This window comes from Pseudomonas ulcerans (assembly GCF_036324125.1).
GTDB lineage: Bacteria > Pseudomonadota > Gammaproteobacteria > Pseudomonadales > Pseudomonadaceae > Aquipseudomonas > Aquipseudomonas ulcerans.
In genome coordinates this window covers 43341-59914 of sequence record NZ_JAZDQN010000009.1, presented here as the reverse complement: position 1 = coordinate 59914, position 16574 = coordinate 43341, and the positions used below count along the sequence as shown (strand labels likewise).

The window sequence follows — 16574 nt, the reverse complement described above, 5'->3', positions numbered from 1 at the left end:
TGAGGATTTTGAGCGGCTAACCTGCGGTCGGGCCATCATGACACAAGCGTCATGGCAAACCCACTCGCGATGGGGTTCATGGATACAGTCTATAGAGACAATCGCGAGCGGTGGTTGTTCTCGATCCAGCGAAGTAGGACAATTATCGGCTTCACGTCACAACCAGCGACCTTGAATGGCCTTTCTTGCCCTCGGTATCAACCATAAGACTGCCTCGGTAGACGTACGCGAGCGCGTGGCGTTTACCCCCGAGCAGCTGGTCGAAGCCTTGCAGCAGCTCTGCCGACTGACCGCCAGCCGCGAAGCCGCGATCCTTTCGACCTGCAACCGCAGCGAACTGTACATCGAGCAGGACCACCTGGCGGCGGACAGCGTATTGCGCTGGCTGGCCGATTATCACCAGTTGAGCATCGACGAACTGCGCGCCAGCGCCTACATCCACGAGGACCACGACGCCGTCCGGCACATGATGCGGGTCGCCTCCGGGCTCGATTCGCTGGTGCTCGGCGAGCCGCAGATCCTCGGCCAGATGAAGTCGGCCTACGCCGTGGCCCGCGAGGCCGGGACCATCGGCCCGCTGCTGGGGCGCCTGTTCCAGGCCACCTTCAGCGCCGCCAAGCAGGTGCGTACCGATACCGCGATCGGCGAGAACCCGGTGTCGGTGGCCTTCGCCGCCGTCAGCCTGGCCAAGCAGATCTTCAGCGACCTCGGGCGCAGCCAGGCCCTGTTGATCGGTGCCGGCGAGACCATCACCCTGGTCGCCCGCCACCTGCACGAGCAGGGCGTGCGCCGCATCGTCGTGGCCAACCGCACCCTGGAGCGCGCCAGCACCCTGGCCGAGCAGTTCGGCGCCCACGCCGTGCTGCTGGCGGACATCCCGCAGGAACTGGTCAACAGCGACATCGTCATCAGTTCCACCGCCAGCCAGTTGCCGATCCTCGGCAAGGGCGCGGTGGAAAGTGCGCTGAAACAGCGCCGGCACAAGCCGATCTTCATGGTCGACATCGCTGTGCCGCGGGATATCGAGCCGCAGGTCGGCGAGCTGGACGACGTCTACCTCTATACCGTCGACGACCTGCACGACGTCGTCGCGGAAAACCTCAAGAGCCGCCAGGGCGCTGCCCAGGCCGCCGAGGAACTGGTCACGGTGGGCGCCGAGGACTTCATGTCGCGCCTGCGCGAGCTTGCCGCTGTGGACGTGCTCAAGGCCTACCGCCAGCAGAGCGAGCGGCTGCGCGACGAAGAACTGCAAAAGGCCCAGCGCCTGCTGGCCAATGGTGCCAATGCCGAGGACGTGCTGCTGCAACTGGCCCGCGGCCTGACCAACAAGCTGCTGCACGCCCCCAGCGTGCAACTGAAAAAGCTCTCCGCCGAAGGCCGCCTCGATGCGCTGGCCATGGCCCAGGAACTCTTCGCCCTCAACGAGGGCCCGACGGATAAAACCCCGCAATGAAAGCGTCGCTGCTGAACAAACTGGAAATCCTCCAGGACCGCTTCGAGGAACTGACCGCGCTGCTCGGCGATGCCGAGGTCATCTCCGACCAGACCCGCTTCCGCGCCTATTCTCGCGAATACGCCGAAGTCGAGCCGGTGGCCGCCGGCTATGTGCAGTGGCGCAAGCTGCAGGATGACCTGGAGGGCGCCCAGGCGCTGCTCAAGGACAGCGACCCCGACCTGCGCGAGATGGCCGTGGAGGAAGTCCGCGAGGCCAAGGAGCAACTGCAGGAGCTGGAAAACCAGCTGCAACGCATGCTCCTGCCCAAGGACCCCAACGACGGCCGCAACGTGTTCCTGGAAATCCGCGCCGGCACCGGCGGCGACGAGGCGGCGATCTTCTCCGGCGACCTGTTCCGCATGTATTCGCGCTACGCCGAGCGGCGTGGCTGGCGTCTGGAGATCCTCTCGGAGAACGAGGGCGAGCACGGCGGCTACAAGGAAATCATCGCCCGGGTCGAAGGCGAGAACGTCTACGCCAAGCTCAAGTTCGAGTCTGGCGCGCACCGTGTGCAGCGCGTGCCGGAGACCGAATCCCAGGGTCGCATCCACACCTCGGCGTGCACCGTGGCGGTATTGCCGGAGCCGGATGAGCAGGTGGCCATCGAGATCAACCCGGCCGACCTGCGCGTGGATACCTACCGCGCCTCCGGTGCCGGTGGCCAGCACGTGAACAAGACCGACTCGGCGATCCGCATCACCCACTTGCCCACCGGCATCGTGGTGGAATGCCAGGAAGAGCGTTCGCAACACAAGAACCGCGCCCGGGCGATGGCCTGGCTGTCGGCCAAGCTGAACGACATGCAGACCAGCGCCGCGCAGAACGCCATGGCCTCCGAGCGCAAGCTGCTGGTGGGTTCGGGCGATCGTTCGGAACGCATCCGCACCTACAACTATCCACAGGGCCGGGTCACCGATCACCGCATCAACCTGACCCTGTACTCGCTGGACGATGTCCTCGCGGGGGGCGTCGACGCCGTAATCGAGCCGCTGCTGGCGGAATACCAGGCCGATCAACTGGCCGCACTGGGTGACTAAATGACCATCATCGCCAGCCTGCTCCGCGGTGCGGAGCTTCCCGACTCGCCCACCGCGCGCCTGGACGCCGAACTGCTCCTGGCCGCAGCCATCGGCAAGAGCCGCAGCTACCTGCACACCTGGCCGGAGCGCATCGTCGCCAGCGAGGCGGCGCAGACCTTCGCCGACTACCTGCAGCGCCGCCGCGCCGGCGAGCCGGTGGCCTACATCCTCGGCCAGCAGGGCTTCTGGAACCTCGACCTGGAGGTGGCCTCGCACACCTTGATCCCGCGTCCGGAAACCGAGCTGCTGGTGGAGACCGCCATGCAGTTGCAAGCGGCCGACCCGGCCCGGGTCCTCGACCTCGGCACCGGTACCGGCGCCATTGCCCTGGCCCTGGCCAGCGAGCGTCGGCAGTGGCAGATCACGGCGGTGGACCGCGTGGACGACGCGGTGGCCCTGGCCGAGCGCAACCGCCAGCGCCTGCAACTGGACAACGTCAGCGTGCAGGCCAGCCACTGGTTCAGCGCGCTGGACGGGCAACGCTTCGACCTGATCATCAGTAACCCGCCATACATCGCCGCGGAAGATCCGCACCTGGTGGCCGGCGACGTGCGCTTCGAACCGAGCAGTGCCCTGGTGGCCGGGCACGACGGCCTGGACGACCTGCGCCAGATCATCGCCCAGGCCCCGGCGCACCTGGTGGAGGGCGGCTGGCTGCTGCTGGAACACGGCTACGACCAGGCTGCGGCCGTGCGTGAGCTGCTGGCCCGTCACGGCTTCGAACAGATCGAAAGCCGTCTCGACCTCAACGCGCACGAGCGCATCACCCTGGGGCGCCTGCCGTGCTGAGTGATGAGGAACTGCTGCGCTACAGCCGGCAGATCCTGCTGGCGCAGATCGATATCGACGGCCAGTTGCGCCTGAAGAACGCCAGCGCGCTGATCGTCGGTCTCGGCGGCCTCGGTTCGCCGGTAGCCCTGTACCTGGCGGCGGCGGGGGTCGGCAGCCTGCACCTGGCGGACTTCGACACGGTCGACCTGACCAACCTGCAGCGGCAGATCATCCACGACGGTACGTCGGTCGGCCAACCCAAGGTCGACTCGGCGCTGAGTCGCCTGCGTGGCCTGAACCCGGATATCGAGCTGGTCGCCCACCGTCGCGCGCTGGACGAGGACTCCCTGGCCGCCGCCGTGGCTGCAGTCGACCTGGTGCTGGATTGCTCCGACAACTTCGGCACGCGCGAGGCGGTCAACGCCGCCTGCGTCAAGGCCGGCAGGCCGCTGGTCAGCGGTGCGGCGATTCGCCTGGAAGGGCAGTTGTCGGTGTTCGACCCGCGCCGCCCGGAAAGCCCGTGCTATCACTGCCTGTACGGCCACGGCAGCGATGCCGAGCTGACCTGCAGCGAGGCCGGCGTGGTCGGTCCGCTGGTGGGGCTGGTGGGCAGCCTGCAAGCGCTGGAAGCCCTGAAATTGCTGGCCGGATTCGGCGAGCCGCTGGTGGGCCGCCTGTTGCTGGTGGACGCCCTGGGTACGCGTTTCCGCGAACTGCGGGTCAAGCGTGATCCGGCCTGCGCCGTGTGCGGGACGACCCATGGCTGAGGCGGCGGCAGCGCCGGTCGGCGTGTTCGATTCCGGCGTCGGCGGCTTGTCGGTGCTGGCCGAGATCACTCGCCTGCTGCCCAACGAGTCGCTGCTGTACGTGGCCGACTGCGGCAACATCCCTTACGGCGAGAAGTCGCCGGAGTTCATCCGCCAGCGCTGCCGCAGCGTCGCCGAATTCTTCCAGGAGCAGGGCGCCAAGGCCGTGGTCCTGGCCTGCAATACCGCCACCGTGGCCGCCGCCGCGGACCTGCGTGAACGCTTCCCGCACTGGCCCCTGGTCGGCATGGAGCCGGCGGTGAAGCCAGCCGCGGCGGCGACCCGCAGTGGCGTGGTCGGCGTGCTGGCGACCACCGGCACGCTGCAGAGCGCCAAGTTCGCCGCGTTGCTCGATCGCTTCGCCACCGACGTGCAGGTCGTCACCCAGCCCTGCCCCGGCCTGGTCGAGCGCATCGAGGCGGGCGACCTGGACAGCCCGGTGCTGCGCCAGCTGCTCCGGGGTTATGTCGAGCCGCTGCTGGCCGCCGGCTGCGACACCATCATTCTCGGCTGCACCCACTATCCCTTCCTGCGCCCCTTGCTGAGCCAGATGGTCCCGGCCTCGGTGGCGATCATCGATACCGGCGCCGCCGTGGCCCGCCAGCTCCAGCGCCTGCTGGCCGAGCGCGACCTGCTCGCCGCCGGCCCAGCGCGCCCGACCCGTTTCTGGACCAGCGCCGACCCCGAGCATCTGCGAAACATCCTGCCGTTGTTGTGGAAGAAATCTGACTCTGTGCAAAGCTTCATTCGGTAATCGACAAAATTTTCACAAAAAGTCGAAAATCCACTGAACTCCTTTGTAAGCGCTGTTTTCTACTACGTTGTCTGATGAGACACAAAAACACCAATAAACGGCTTTTCCGAAAAGGACGTTTCTCATGAAGAAACTTTGCTTGGCTGTGGTTGCAGCCGCAACCCTGGGGTATGTATTCACCGCACAGGCCGCTGGCGTGACCTTCGCCGTCGGCCAGACCAGCGATTCCACCATGACCTACCGCCTCGGCTTCGAATCCGACTGGGATGCCAGTTGGTGGCAGACCAGCGTCGGTCGCCTGACCGGCTACTGGGACGTTGGCTACACCTATTGGGAAGGGGATGACACGTCGAGCAACCACAGCCTGTCGTTCGCGCCGGTGTTCGTCTACGAGTTCGGCGGCGGCTCGGTCAAGCCGTACATCGAGGCCGGTATTGGCGTCGCGGGATTTGCCAATACCAAGTATGAAAGCAACGACATGGGCTCGGCCTTCCAGTTCGAAGACCGCATCGGCTTCGGCCTGCGTTTTGCCGGCGGGCATGAGGTGGGGATTCGCGCGATCCACTACTCCAACGCCGGGATCAAGCAGCCCAACGATGGGGTCGAGAGCTACGCCTTGCATTACCGCATGGCGCTCTGAAGTGCGCTGAAGGATGAAAAAGAAACCCCGCCGACATGGCGGGGTTTCTCTATCTGCTCAAGTTCGGCCTTGCCAACTCATCGCCGCAACGGCCACAGACTACTGGTGGACAACGCCTCCAGTACCATCTCCGGCATGCGCCGCGGCAAGCGATCGATGATCGCCAGGGCGGCAGTGTCTGCCGTCCATTGCTGTGGCAGGGCGATACTCTGGGTGACCGGCTTTTTCAGGGTTTGCGGGGTGACCAGGGTCAGGTCGATTTCCTGCGGCGAAAGCCGGCTGCGGGTTTCGCTGAACCACTGGCCCAGGCTGTTCTGCGCCGTGGGCCACTGGCTGCTTTCGTGCTGCTGGATCGCCGTCAGGCTGCTGAGAATCCCCACCACATGCGCCTTGCGGCCCGCCAGCAAGAGCGGCAGGGCACTGTCCAGGCCGTGGCTGCTGGCGGCCAGGTTGCTGGCGATCAGCGCCTCGAACAGCGCCGTGCCACTGGCCTGCTCATCCAGGTAGTCGCAGGTCCCGGCATTGAGGATCAGCGTGTCCAGCGCTCCCCAGTGGTCCTGGATGCACTGGCTCATGCGCTCTGCCTGCGCGGCGTCGTTGAGGTCGCCGTCGAGCATGAGGCAGCGCGACAGCAGGTTGCCCGGCAACGCGTCGAACGGCGCGCGACCGCTGACCGCCACCTGATGACCAAGGCTGAGCAGGTGCAAGGCCAATGCATGACCGAGGCCAGTGCTGGCGCCGGTGACCCAGATTCGTTTCGGATGCTCAGTAGTCACGGTCTGGCTCTACTTCTTCGGAGTCTTTGGGAAGTTGCCTGAATGCCTCGATTGCGCGCTGGCGACTCCTGCCCAGATCGACGATGGGTTGTGGATAACCCTTCACCGCGAACAGTCCGCCGGGGCTGTGAACATCCCTTTCGTCCAGGTCTTGCAGTTCCGGCAACCAGTGTTTCAGGAAACGCCCCTTGCTGTCGAAGCGTTGGGACTGACTCACTGGATTGAATACCCGGAAATAAGGCACCGAATCGGTGCCGGTGGAGGCGCTCCACTGCCAACCACCATTGTTTGCGGCCAGATCGCCGTCGATCAGGTGACGCATGAAGAATCTTTCACCTTCGCGCCAGTCGATCAGCAGGTTCTTGCTGAGGAACATGGCCACCACCATGCGCAGCCGGTTGTGCATCCAGCCGGTGGCCAGCAACTGGCGCATGGCGGCATCGACGATGGGCACGCCGGTGCGGCCTTGCTGCCAGGCTTCCAGGTCCGACGGGGCGTCACGCCACTGCACCGCCTCGGTGGCGGGACGGAAGGCGCGGTGCCGCGAGACCCGCGGATACCCCGCCAGCACATGCTTGTAGAACTCGCGCCAGAGCAGTTCGTTGATCCAGCTGACGGCGCCGGGATTGCCACTCTCGAACTCGCCATGGTTGCTCGCCAGCGCCGCGTGCAGGCACTGGCGCACCGAGATCACCCCGGCGGCCAGGTACGGTGACAACTGGCTGGTACCGTCCACAGCGGGGAGATCACGTGTTACAGGATAGTCCGCCATCAAGTCGTCGACGAAATTTTTCAAGCGCTTGCGGGCATGGTCTTCTCCCGCAGGCCACTGCTCGCGCAGAGTGTCGGGCGTTTGCGCGAAACCCTTGATCGACGCGGGTATCTCGTCGCTGTCGATGGTGCTCTTGGCCTGCTTGCGCGGCAGGCGCTGCAGCGGCGGCAGGGCGTGGTGCAGACGCTGGTAGCAGACCTTGCGGAACTGGGTGAAGACCTTGAAGTAGCCACCGCTCTTGGTCAGCACCGTCCCGGGCTTGAACAGCAACTGGTCCAGGTGGCTGTGCAGGGTGATGTCGTGGCGCTGCAGCAGCTCGCCGACTGCGCGGTCGCGCCGAGCTTCGTTGATGCCGTATTCCTCGTTCACGTGCACGTCCTGCACGTCGTGTTCGCGACAAACTTCGTGGATCACCTGGGGTGCACTGCTCCAGTGCTCGGCGTGGCGAACCAGCAGCGGGATGTTGTAGTGCGCCAGAGCGTCCTTGAGCTCTCGCAAGTTGCGTAGCCAGAAGTCCACCTTGCATGGGGCGTCGTCATGGTCTTTCCATTGGCCGGGGCTGGCCAGCCACAGGGCCAGGGCCGGACCGCGCTCGCAGGCGGCGACCAGTGCGGTGTTGTCGTGAACGCGCAAGTCGCTGCGCAGCCAGATCAGTTGCATGTTTCGGTTCCGGGAAGGATGGGGTTCCGGGCAAGCGTGCCGGGCTCCTGCAGGCGGCGCAGTGCCGTCAGTGGCGAGTCGAGCAGGTGACAGCCTGGATCGGGCTCGGCGGCTTGCTTGTATAAGGTGACCGCGACGCCGAACAGGAGTTTCGGTACCTCGATCGGGTCAAGGGTGCGAAGCAAGGGTTCGCTGCCGGCGACGCTGTTGACGCTGAGCAGCAGTGCCCGGGCGTCGAGGCGCTCGACGGCCAACGCGAGGTCGCGGCCCGGCAGGGGCTGGTCGAAGACTTCCACCGGGTAGCCGGCGTCGCTGACCAGCCAGGCACACAGCCACAACGAAGGGTCGATGGCCTGGCGGCCGGTGCCGACCAGCAAGACCGGTGCGCCCTGCAACTGGCGATTGTTGTGGTAAACCCGCAACCCCAGCTTGCTGCGCAGCCAGCTGTGGAAGAACGCCTGCTCGACCCGGGCCGAGGGATGTACCTGCCAGCGGGTTTCCAGTTCGCCGAGCAGCGGCAGCAACAGTTGCTCGCACAGGGTGAAGGCCGGATAAAGCGCCATCGCCTGGTTGAACTGCTGGTCGAGGCGGCGCTCGCCGAGGTGGGCGATGCAGTCGGTCAGGTGGGCACGCTGCGCCTGCCAGTCGTCGCCCTGGGCTGCGGGCTGCTGCGGCTGGTCCTGTTCCAGCAGCGGCAGGACCTGGCTGACGGCGACGCCACGATTGAGCCAGGACAGGATCGCCCGGATACGCTGCACCTGGTCGTGGCTGTAAAGACGATGCCCCTTGCCAGTGCGTTGTGGCACCACCAGGCCGTAGCGGCGCTCCCAGGCGCGCAGGGTGACGGGATTGACCCCGGTCAGCCGGGCCACGTCACGGATTGGCAGCAGGGGTTCAGATGGCATTGCGCAGGCTCAGGTTTTCCGGGTGGGGCTGCAGGTAGACCTGGGCCAGCAGGTAGGGATCGGGATGATGGCGCAGGTGATGCTTGAGCAGGGTCAACGGCACCACGAGGGGCACCACGCCGGCGATGTACTGGTCGATCAGGCCGCGGATTTCCTGCTTGTCCTGCGGGTCGAGGAAGCGCCGCAGGTAGCCGCTGAGGTGCATCAGCACGTTGCCGTGGGTGCCGCGGCTTGCGCAGCGGCGCAGGGCAGCCATGAGCTGGCTGAAGTACGCTGCGCCGACCTGTCCGGCATCGTCCTGGCGGGTCATGCTGCCCAGCAGCTTGCCGAGCACCTTGTACTGCTCGGGGTTGTGCGCCATCAGCTGGTACTTGTAGCGGGAATGGAAGGCGATCAGCGCATGCCGGCTCAGGCCCTCGTGGCACAGGCGCTGCCAATCGGCGTAAGCCAGCACACGGGTGATGAAGTTTTCCCGCAGCACCGGGTCGCACAGGCGACCTTCCTCTTCCACCGGCAGGTCCGGACGCAGCTCGCAGAAGCGCGCAGCATACAGGCCGCTGGCGCGCTGACGGGCGGGATAGCCATTGGCCTGGTAGACCTTGATGCGCTCCAGGCCGCAGGACGGCGATTTCTGCATGAAGATGTAGCCGCAGATGTCATCCAGCGCGGCGGCGGTGTGGTCGGCGTAGTCACGCAGGGCGTCCGACACGTCCAGGGACGGATCGCGGCTGCCGACGGCGCGAGGCTGTTCCGGGTCGCCGGCGAGGTGGATCGCCGCCCGTGGAATGCCCAGGCCGATCGCCACTTCCGGACAGACGGGGACCAGTTCGAAGTGCTCCGCCAGCACGTCGGTGCACAGGCGCGATTGCTTGTGGCCGCCATTGAAGCGGACTTCTTCGCCGGCGAGGCAGGCGCTGATGGCGATTTTCGGCTTGGTATCGGGCATGCGTGGACGACCTTTCTTGTACAAAAATAAAAACCTGTACAACGTGGGTCAGCATAGGCCGATAGTTGTACAAGTCAATATTCCTGTAGAGGTCGGAATGCCTTCTGAATCTACTCCAGATGTTCGATCAGCCGACGGGCTGCTTCCTGGCCGCTGAGCCAGGCGCCTTCGACCCGTCCCGACAGGCACCAGTCGCCGCAGGCGTAGAGGCCCAGGTCCGCATCGGCGAGGACGCCCCATTCATGGCTCCCGGCGGGACGTGCGTAGAGCCAGCGGTGGGCCAGGGTAAAGCTCGGCGCCGGGACGGCACAACCGACCAGTTCGGCGAAGTCGCCCAGCAATTGCTCGATCACTGCTTCCTTTTGCAGGTCGATGTGCTGCTTGCTCCAGGTCGAGGTGGCATGCAGTACCCAGGTATCGAGGTGTTCATCGCGACCTGGCTTGCTGCGGTTGCGCGCCAGCCAGTCGAGGGCGCAGCCCTGGACGAAGCAGCCTTGCATCGGCGTGTCGAGGGGCGTGTCGAAGCCGAGGGCGATGGCCCAGGTCGGTTCCATCTGTACGCCGGCAGCAGCAGCGGCGAGTTTCGGTGCAGCCGCCAGCAGCGGCGTGGCTTGCGGCGCCGGCACGGCGACGATGACCCGGCTGAACGGACCGTGGCTGCAGCCTTCGGTGTCCTGCAGGTGCCAGTACTGTTTGCCACGGAACACCTCGGTGATGCGGCAACTGAAGTTCACCGTGACATCCTTGAGCAGGCCGCGGGTGATGGCGCTCATGCGCGGCACGCCGACCCAGCGCAACTGCTCGTCCGGCGAGGGGCTGAGCTGGCCGTCGCGGTAGTTGTACAGCTGGGGTTTCCACTCCGCGACCCAGCCCTTGTCCTGCCAGCGCTGGACCTGCTCGACGAAGCGGCGGTCACGGGCGGTGAAGTACTGGGCGCCGAGATCGAGGGCACCGGCGTCACTGCGCTTGCTGGCCATGCGTCCGCCGCTGCCGTGACCCTTGTCGAACAGGTGCACGGTCAACCCTTGTTCCTGCAATGCCTGTGCTGCGGAGAGTCCGGCGATGCCGGCACCGATGATGGCGATAGGTACAGTCATGATGGCCTCTTCGAACCCGTGTGAGGTACAGACAGCCTTGGCTGTCGACAAACCTGTACAACTCTGATGTTCTGTATAAGATTGATCGGCTCGTTACGACAGGTTGGCCTAATGTTTATCCCAGAGCGAACGGTCAAAAAAGTGCCTTGCTCTTAAAAATAGACCAGCCCACGCACTAGAGAGGACACGGCCATGAATATATTGCTGACCGGCGGTACGGGTCTTATCGGACAGCAGCTGTGTCGTCACTGGCTCGACCAGGGACATCGCCTGACCGTGTGGAGTCGGCGTCCCGAACAGGTTGGAAAGCTCTGTGGCGCAGGAGTTCGCGGTATCGCCGAATTGCAGGACTACGGCGACGCGCCGCTGGACGCGGTGGTCAACCTGGCCGGCGCGCCGATCGCCGATCGGCCCTGGACGGCCTCGCGCCGGGCGCTGCTGTGGGGCAGCCGGATCACCCTGACCGAACACCTGCTGGCCTGGCTGGAACGCCGTGAGCAGCGTCCGGCGGTGCTGGTTTCCGGCTCTGCGGTGGGCTGGTACGGCGACGGTGGCGAACGCGAACTGACCGAGGCATCGCGCCCGGTGAAGGAGGATTTCGCCAGCCAGCTGTGCATCGCCTGGGAAGAAACCGCGCAGCGTGCCGAGGCCCTTGGCATGCGCGTGGTGCTGGTGCGAACAGGCCTGGTGCTGTCGGCCGAGGGCGGCTTTTTGTCGCGCCTGCGCCTGCCGTTCAAACTCGGGCTGGGCGGGCCTATCGGCGATGGCCGGCAGTGGATGCCGTGGATTCATATCGACGATGAAATCGCCCTGATCGATTTTCTCTTGCAGCGCGAAGACGCGAGCGGTCCTTATAATGCCTGCGCCCCGGAGCCGGTGCGCAACCGCGAGTTCGCCCGGCGCCTGGGGCACGCCTTGCACCGGCCGGCGTTCATGCCGCTGCCGGCGCTGGTCCTCAAGGCGGGACTGGGCGAACTGTCGACGCTGCTGCTCGGTGGCCAGCGCGCCCGCCCGGTCCGGGCCCTGGCGGCGGGCTTCACCTTCCGTTTCAACGATGTGCAATCGGCGCTGGACGCCTTGTCCCCGCGCCTCTGAAAAGGATGTTGCATGACCGATCATGCTCTGCTGCTGGTCAACCTGGGTTCGCCGGCGTCGACTTCCGTCGCCGACGTACGCCGTTACCTCAACCAGTTCCTGATGGACCCCTACGTCATCGACCTGCCCTGGCCGGTGCGGCGCCTGCTGGTGTCGCTGATCCTGATCAAGCGCCCGGAACAGTCCGCCCACGCCTACGCCTCGATCTGGTGGCCGGAGGGCTCACCCCTGGTCGTGCTGACCAGGCGCCTGCAGGAAGCGATGAAGCCGCACTGGCCCCACGGCCCGGTGGAAATCGCCATGCGCTACGGCGAGCCGGCGCTGCCGTCGGTGTTGCAGCGCCTGGCCGCGCAGGGCGTGCGCAAGGTCACCCTGGCGCCGCTTTATCCACAGTTCGCCGACAGCACCGTGACCACCGTGGTGGAACTGGCCAGGGCGACCATCGCCGAGCAGAAGCTGGGGCTGGATCTGCGCGTGCTGCAGCCGTTCTACGACCAGCCGGAATACATCGACGCCCTGGTTGCCAGTGCCAGGCCTTACCTGGCGCAGGACTACGATCACTTGCTGCTGAGCTTCCATGGCCTGCCGGAACGGCACCTGAAGAAGCTCGACCCCACCGGCAAGCATGATTTCCAGCAAGCCGACTGCTGCCATGATGCTTCGGCGCAAATGCTTGCAGTCTGCTACCGCGGCCAGTGCCTGCGCACTGCCCAGGCCTTCGCGAAAAGGATGGGGCTGCCGGACGGCAAGTGGTCGGTATCGTTCCAGTCGCGGCTGGGCAAGGCCAAGTGGATCGAACCCTACACCGAGGCGCGCCTGGACGAGCTGGGCCAGGCCGGAGCGAAGAAGCTGCTGGTGATGTGCCCGGCGTTCGTCGCCGACTGCATCGAGACCCTGGAGGAAATCGGCGACCGCGGTCGCGAGCAGTTCATCGAGGCGGGGGGCGAGGAACTGGTGCTGGTGCCGTGCCTGAACGATCACCCGCAATGGGTCGAGGCACTGACCACACTCTGCGAAAGGGCGTGAAAAACAGAAGGGGCTGCGATTGCAGCCCCTTCTTCATTCAAGTGTTGGACGGTCCGCTCACGGCAGATGATCGTCCATCACCTTGTTCTTCCAGCCATCATTCCCCGGCAGCAGCAGGTTCAGCGCAATCGCCACCACTGCACACAGGGCGATGCCTTTCAGGCCCCAGTCATCCGGGCCATCGCCGCTGCCCACCAGCACGCCGCCGATGCCGAACACCAGGGTCACCGAAACGATCACCAGGTTGCGGGCTTCGCCGAGGTCGATCTTGTGGCGGATCATGGTGTTCATGCCCACCGCGGCGATCGAGCCGAACAGCAGGCAGAGGATGCCGCCCATCACCGGCACCGGGATGCTCTGCAGCAGCGCGCCGAACTTGCCGATGAAGGCCAGGGCGATGGCGAAGACCGCTGCCCAGGTCATGATCTTCGGGTTGTAGTTCTTGGTCAGCATCACCGCGCCGGTCACTTCGGCGTAGGTGGTGTTGGGCGGGCCGCCGAACAGGCCGGCGGTGGTGGTGGCGATGCCGTCACCCAGCAGGGTGCGGTGCAGGCCCGGGGTCTTGAGGTAGTCGCGACCGGTCACGCTGCCCACCGCGATCACCCCGCCGATATGCTCGATCGCCGGCGCCAGGGCCACCGGGACGATGAACAGGATGGCCTGCCAGTTGAACGCCGGGGCGGTGAACTTCGGCAGTTCCAGCCAGGGTGCGGCGGCGATCTTGGCCACGTCGACCACGCCGAAGGCGAACGACAGGCCGAAGCCCACCAGCACGCCGGCGATGATCGGCACCAGGCGGAAGATGCCCTTGCCGAACACGGCGACGACCAGGGTGGTCAGCAGCGCGGGCATGGAAATCATCATCGCCGTGCTGTACGGCAGAAGTACGGTGCCGTCACCGGCCTTGCCCATCGCCATGTTGGCAGCGATCGGGGCCATGGCCAGGCCGATGGAAATGATGACCGGACCGATCACCACCGGTGGCAGCAGGCGATCGATAAAACCGGTGCCCTTGATCTTCACGGCGAGGCCAAGGAAGGTGTAGACGAAGCCCGCTGCCATGACGCCGCCCATGGTCTCGGCCAGGCCGAACTGGCCCTTGGCGAGGATGATCGGGGTGATGAAGGCGAAGCTGGAGGCCAGGAACACCGGGACCTGACGGCCGGTGACGACCTGGAACAGGAGGGTGCCCAGGCCTGCGGTGAACAGCGCGACGTTGGGGTCCAGGCCGGTGATCAGCGGCATCAGCACCAGGGCGCCGAAGGCCACGAAGAGCATCTGCGCGCCGGAGAGAACCTGGCGCCACAACGGGTCGTTGAACTCGTCCCGCATGCTCAGGTGTCCTTCTGCTTGGTGCCGAAGATCTTGTCACCGGCATCGCCCAGGCCAGGGATGATGTAGCCGTGTTCGTTCAGGCGCTCGTCGATCGAGGCGGTGTACAGCTTGACGTCCGGGTGGGCCTTCTCGACCACGGCGATGCCTTCCGGCGCGGCGACCAGGACCATGGCGCGGATGTCCTTGCAGCCAGCGCGCTTGAGCAGGTCGATGGTGGCGACCATGGAACCGCCGGTGGCCAGCATCGGGTCGATGATCAGGGCCAGGCGCTGGTCGATTTCCGGCGCCAGTTTTTCCAGGTAGGTGTGGGCTTCGAGGGTTTCCTCGTTGCGCGCCACGCCGACGGCGCTGACCTTGGCGCCCGGGATCAGGCTGAGGACGCCGTCGAGCATGCCGATGCCGGCGCGCAGGATCGGTACCACGGTGATCTTCTTGCCGGCGATCTTCTCGGCCTGGACCTTGCCGCACCAGCCGTCGATTTCGTAGCTTTCCAGCGGCAGGTCCTGGGTGGCTTCATAGGTCAGGAGCGCGCCGACTTCCTGGGCGAGTTCGCGAAAATTCTTGGTGCTGATATCGGCACGGCGCATCAGGCCGAGCTTGTGGCGGATCAGCGGATGGCGGATCTCACGGATGGGCATAGGGGGAGGGCTCCGGAATGCGGGCAAAAAAACCGCGCTAGATTAATCTATTCGGTCACGCGTGTCCTAGGGGCATACTGGACGTTAGTCCAGAAATGCTTGATCTGGTGCCGACGGATGCGTACCTTTGCCCGCTTTTCCAAATCCTGACCACCTGGAGAGCATCCATGTCCGCCGATCTCGAGCACATCCGCCAAGTCATGCGCGAGGCCGATTGCCTGTACAACGAGGCCGAAGTCGAGGCAGCCATCGCCCGTGTCGGCGCGCAGATCAGCGAAAAGCTCGCCGAGAGCAACCCGGTGGTCTTCTGCGTGATGAACGGCGGCCTGATCTTCGCCGGCAAGCTGCTGACCCACCTGCAGTTCCCGCTGGAGTCGTCCTACCTGCACGCGACCCGCTACCGCAACCAGACCAGCGGCGGCGACCTGTTCTGGAAGGCCAAGCCGGAAGTCTCGTTCATCGACCGCGACGTGCTGATCATCGACGACATCCTCGACGAAGGGCACACCCTGAGCGCCATCCTCGATTTCTGCCGCCATGCCGGTGCCCGCAACGTCTACACCGCCGTGCTGGTCGACAAGGACCACGACCGCAAGGCCAGTGTCGACCTCAAGGCCGATTTCTGCGGCCTGAGCTGCGTCGATCGCTATGTCTTCGGCTATGGCATGGACTACAAGGGCTACTGGCGCAATGCCAACGGCATCTACGCCGTAAAGGGTCTCTGAATTGAAGCGTGAGCCTGGTTTCCTCGATCAGTTGTTGTTCGCCGATATGGCGCACAAGGCCGCTCAGAGTTCCCGCGGCCGGCAGCACCACAACTTCCACGATATGGACGAGCCGTGCCACCGCATGGCGGTCGGCCTGCAGCCGGAAACCTACGTCCCGCCCCATCGCCACCAGGCGCTGGACAAGGCGGAGACCCTGATCGTGCTCAAGGGCAAGCTGGGCCTGCTGATCTTCGACGATGCCGGACAGGTCATCGACAAGCGGGTGATGCAGGCAGGGGGCGAGTGCCTGGGTGTCGATCTGCCGCCCGGTACCTTCCATGGTCTGGTGGTGCTGGAACGCGACAGCGTGATGTTCGAGTGCAAGGCAGGTCCGTATCGCCCGGTGGGCGAAGGCGACATGGCGCCCTGGGCGCCGAAGGAAGGCGAGCCTGAGGTGGCCGCCTATCAGGCCCGGATGCGCGCGCAGTTCGATTGAAGACACGCAGGGCCCTGGCGCAACGCCTTGGCCCCGTCCGTCATGCTAGAGTGCCAGGCCGCTAACAAGGAGCCTGTCATGCGTGCGATTCTCCCGCTTCTTCTGTTCATCAGCCTCCCCGTGACCGCCGCACCGATGCACAGCCAGTTCCTGCCGCCGGATGAACAGGCGGTGCGCCAGGAAAACCCGGAAACCCAGCAGTTGCTGCAAGTCACCAGCTATTCGGTAGTGGTCGGCAACCAGCGCCAGTCCAACCAGCAGCCGTTGCCGATCACCTCGTCCCAGGTGATGCGCCTGAAGGGCAAGCCGCTGAGCCAGGGCGCGAGCATCAGCCAGGTGCTGATCAGCTTCGACGGCGAGGGCAAGAGCCTGCGCAAGCCGGTCTACGACAGCGCCAGCCGCACCCTGACCCTCAACTATCCGCCGGCGCAGTACCAGGTGATCCTCGATCTGCTGCGCAACGATACCGTCTATGTGCAGTTCCTCAGCTACCCGAACGGGCATATCTGGGCCGACGTGCACACCGGAACCCTTCGCGCGCGTTGAGCCGCAGGCCCGCCGGGGGGTACACTGCGG

Annotated in this window: 18 protein-coding genes; 11 read left to right on the top strand and 7 right to left on the bottom strand. The window is 65.4% G+C overall.

Annotated features, from left to right (window positions below; genetic code table 11):
* Positions 1 to 175: 175 nt before the first annotated feature.
* The 6 genes from hemA to V0R59_RS10745 all read left to right on the top strand — a co-directional run bounded on the left by hemA (position 176) and on the right by V0R59_RS10745 (position 5545).
* The gene (gene hemA, locus V0R59_RS10770; protein ID WP_330073832.1) at positions 176 to 1453 is read left to right on the top strand and encodes a glutamyl-tRNA reductase; all 1278 of its coding nucleotides are present in this window, start codon (positions 176 to 178) and stop codon (positions 1451 to 1453) included.
* Positions 1450 to 2532, top strand: a complete 1083-nt coding sequence (gene prfA / locus V0R59_RS10765; RefSeq protein WP_330073831.1) for a peptide chain release factor 1 — start codon at positions 1450 to 1452, stop codon at positions 2530 to 2532. The genes hemA and prfA overlap by 4 nt, the downstream gene beginning before the upstream one ends.
* The gene (gene prmC / locus V0R59_RS10760; RefSeq protein ID WP_330073830.1) at positions 2533 to 3363 is read left to right on the top strand and encodes a peptide chain release factor N(5)-glutamine methyltransferase; all 831 of its coding nucleotides are present in this window, start codon (positions 2533 to 2535) and stop codon (positions 3361 to 3363) included.
* Positions 3357 to 4112 carry a molybdopterin-synthase adenylyltransferase MoeB gene (locus V0R59_RS10755; protein ID WP_330073829.1) on the top strand — a complete coding sequence of 252 codons (756 nt, stop codon included), beginning with the start codon at positions 3357 to 3359 and terminating at the stop codon, positions 4110 to 4112. Before prmC ends, V0R59_RS10755 begins: the two co-directional genes overlap by 7 nt.
* On the top strand, positions 4105 to 4905 hold the full coding sequence (murI, locus tag V0R59_RS10750) for a glutamate racemase (protein WP_330073828.1): 801 nt from the start codon (positions 4105 to 4107) through the stop codon (positions 4903 to 4905). The genes V0R59_RS10755 and murI overlap by 8 nt, the downstream gene beginning before the upstream one ends.
* Before the next feature lie 124 nt (positions 4906 to 5029).
* Positions 5030 to 5545, top strand: coding sequence for an acyloxyacyl hydrolase (locus tag V0R59_RS10745; protein ID WP_330073827.1), 516 nt, complete (start codon positions 5030 to 5032; stop codon positions 5543 to 5545).
* A 77-nt stretch (positions 5546 to 5622) separates the two neighbouring features.
* Here the strand turns inward: V0R59_RS10745 and V0R59_RS10740 are convergent, their stop codons facing one another.
* The 5 genes from V0R59_RS10740 to V0R59_RS10720 all read right to left on the bottom strand — a co-directional run bounded on the left by V0R59_RS10740 (position 5623) and on the right by V0R59_RS10720 (position 10701).
* Entirely contained in the window at positions 5623 to 6321 is a 699-nt protein-coding gene (locus V0R59_RS10740) for an SDR family NAD(P)-dependent oxidoreductase (RefSeq protein ID WP_330073826.1), read from the bottom strand.
* Positions 6311 to 7753: a deoxyribodipyrimidine photo-lyase gene (phrB, locus tag V0R59_RS10735; RefSeq protein ID WP_330073825.1), complete on the bottom strand. Its 1443-nt coding sequence runs from the start codon at positions 7751 to 7753 to the stop codon at positions 6311 to 6313. Before phrB ends, V0R59_RS10740 begins: the two co-directional genes overlap by 11 nt.
* Positions 7744 to 8658 carry a MerR family transcriptional regulator gene (locus V0R59_RS10730; protein ID WP_330073824.1) on the bottom strand — a complete coding sequence of 305 codons (915 nt, stop codon included), beginning with the start codon at positions 8656 to 8658 and terminating at the stop codon, positions 7744 to 7746. The genes phrB and V0R59_RS10730 overlap by 10 nt, the downstream gene beginning before the upstream one ends.
* Positions 8648 to 9604 carry a YbgA family protein gene (locus V0R59_RS10725; RefSeq protein ID WP_330073823.1) on the bottom strand — a complete coding sequence of 319 codons (957 nt, stop codon included), beginning with the start codon at positions 9602 to 9604 and terminating at the stop codon, positions 8648 to 8650. Before V0R59_RS10725 ends, V0R59_RS10730 begins: the two co-directional genes overlap by 11 nt.
* Before the next feature lie 110 nt (positions 9605 to 9714).
* On the bottom strand, positions 9715 to 10701 hold the full coding sequence (locus V0R59_RS10720; protein WP_330073822.1) for an NAD(P)/FAD-dependent oxidoreductase: 987 nt from the start codon (positions 10699 to 10701) through the stop codon (positions 9715 to 9717).
* Positions 10702 to 10893: 192 nt separating this feature from the next.
* Between V0R59_RS10720 and V0R59_RS10715 the strand changes: the two genes are divergently transcribed.
* Positions 10894 to 11796 (top strand): TIGR01777 family oxidoreductase, encoded by a 903-nt coding sequence (locus V0R59_RS10715; RefSeq protein WP_330073821.1) that lies wholly within the window; start codon positions 10894 to 10896, stop codon positions 11794 to 11796.
* Positions 11797 to 11808: 12 nt separating this feature from the next.
* Positions 11809 to 12822 (top strand): ferrochelatase, encoded by a 1014-nt coding sequence (gene hemH / locus V0R59_RS10710; protein WP_330073820.1) that lies wholly within the window; start codon positions 11809 to 11811, stop codon positions 12820 to 12822.
* A gap of 57 nt (positions 12823 to 12879) precedes the next feature.
* Here hemH and V0R59_RS10705 read toward each other — a convergent pair whose 3' ends face one another.
* Together V0R59_RS10705 and upp are read right to left on the bottom strand one after the other, a co-directional pair.
* Positions 12880 to 14154: a uracil-xanthine permease family protein gene (locus V0R59_RS10705; RefSeq protein WP_330073819.1), complete on the bottom strand. Its 1275-nt coding sequence runs from the start codon at positions 14152 to 14154 to the stop codon at positions 12880 to 12882.
* A gap of 2 nt (positions 14155 to 14156) precedes the next feature.
* Entirely contained in the window at positions 14157 to 14795 is a 639-nt protein-coding gene (gene upp / locus V0R59_RS10700; RefSeq protein ID WP_330073818.1) for a uracil phosphoribosyltransferase, read from the bottom strand.
* 167 nt (positions 14796 to 14962) lie between these two features.
* Between upp and V0R59_RS10695 the strand changes: the two genes are divergently transcribed.
* From V0R59_RS10695 to V0R59_RS10685, 3 genes are all read left to right on the top strand, one after another.
* Positions 14963 to 15520 (top strand): hypoxanthine-guanine phosphoribosyltransferase, encoded by a 558-nt coding sequence (locus tag V0R59_RS10695; protein ID WP_330073817.1) that lies wholly within the window; start codon positions 14963 to 14965, stop codon positions 15518 to 15520.
* A 1-nt stretch (position 15521) separates the two neighbouring features.
* On the top strand, positions 15522 to 15998 hold the full coding sequence (locus tag V0R59_RS10690) for a WbuC family cupin fold metalloprotein (protein WP_330073816.1): 477 nt from the start codon (positions 15522 to 15524) through the stop codon (positions 15996 to 15998).
* A gap of 78 nt (positions 15999 to 16076) precedes the next feature.
* Positions 16077 to 16544, top strand: a complete 468-nt coding sequence (locus tag V0R59_RS10685; RefSeq protein WP_330073815.1) for a hypothetical protein — start codon at positions 16077 to 16079, stop codon at positions 16542 to 16544.
* Positions 16545 to 16574: the final 30 nt, after the last annotated feature.

Excerpts from the sequence above, each read along its gene's own strand:
- hemA (WP_330073832.1), top strand. The coding sequence starts at position 176 with ATGGCCTTTCTTGCCCTCGGTATCAACCATAAGACTGCCTCGGTAGAC.
- prfA (WP_330073831.1), top strand. The coding sequence starts at position 1,450 with ATGAAAGCGTCGCTGCTGAACAAACTGGAAATCCTCCAGGACCGCTTC.
- prmC (WP_330073830.1), top strand. The coding sequence starts at position 2,533 with ATGACCATCATCGCCAGCCTGCTCCGCGGTGCGGAGCTTCCCGACTCG.
- murI (WP_330073828.1), top strand. The coding sequence starts at position 4,105 with ATGGCTGAGGCGGCGGCAGCGCCGGTCGGCGTGTTCGATTCCGGCGTC.
- V0R59_RS10745 (WP_330073827.1), top strand. The coding sequence starts at position 5,030 with ATGAAGAAACTTTGCTTGGCTGTGGTTGCAGCCGCAACCCTGGGGTAT.
- phrB (WP_330073825.1), bottom strand. The coding sequence starts at position 7,753 with ATGCAACTGATCTGGCTGCGCAGCGACTTGCGCGTTCACGACAACACC.
- V0R59_RS10730 (WP_330073824.1), bottom strand. The coding sequence starts at position 8,658 with ATGCCATCTGAACCCCTGCTGCCAATCCGTGACGTGGCCCGGCTGACC.
- V0R59_RS10725 (WP_330073823.1), bottom strand. The coding sequence starts at position 9,604 with ATGCCCGATACCAAGCCGAAAATCGCCATCAGCGCCTGCCTCGCCGGC.
- V0R59_RS10720 (WP_330073822.1), bottom strand. The coding sequence starts at position 10,701 with ATGACTGTACCTATCGCCATCATCGGTGCCGGCATCGCCGGACTCTCC.
- V0R59_RS10715 (WP_330073821.1), top strand. The coding sequence starts at position 10,894 with ATGAATATATTGCTGACCGGCGGTACGGGTCTTATCGGACAGCAGCTG.
- hemH (WP_330073820.1), top strand. The coding sequence starts at position 11,809 with ATGACCGATCATGCTCTGCTGCTGGTCAACCTGGGTTCGCCGGCGTCG.
- V0R59_RS10705 (WP_330073819.1), bottom strand. The coding sequence starts at position 14,154 with ATGCGGGACGAGTTCAACGACCCGTTGTGGCGCCAGGTTCTCTCCGGC.
- upp (WP_330073818.1), bottom strand. The coding sequence starts at position 14,795 with ATGCCCATCCGTGAGATCCGCCATCCGCTGATCCGCCACAAGCTCGGC.
- V0R59_RS10695 (WP_330073817.1), top strand. The coding sequence starts at position 14,963 with ATGTCCGCCGATCTCGAGCACATCCGCCAAGTCATGCGCGAGGCCGAT.
- V0R59_RS10685 (WP_330073815.1), top strand. The coding sequence starts at position 16,077 with ATGCGTGCGATTCTCCCGCTTCTTCTGTTCATCAGCCTCCCCGTGACC.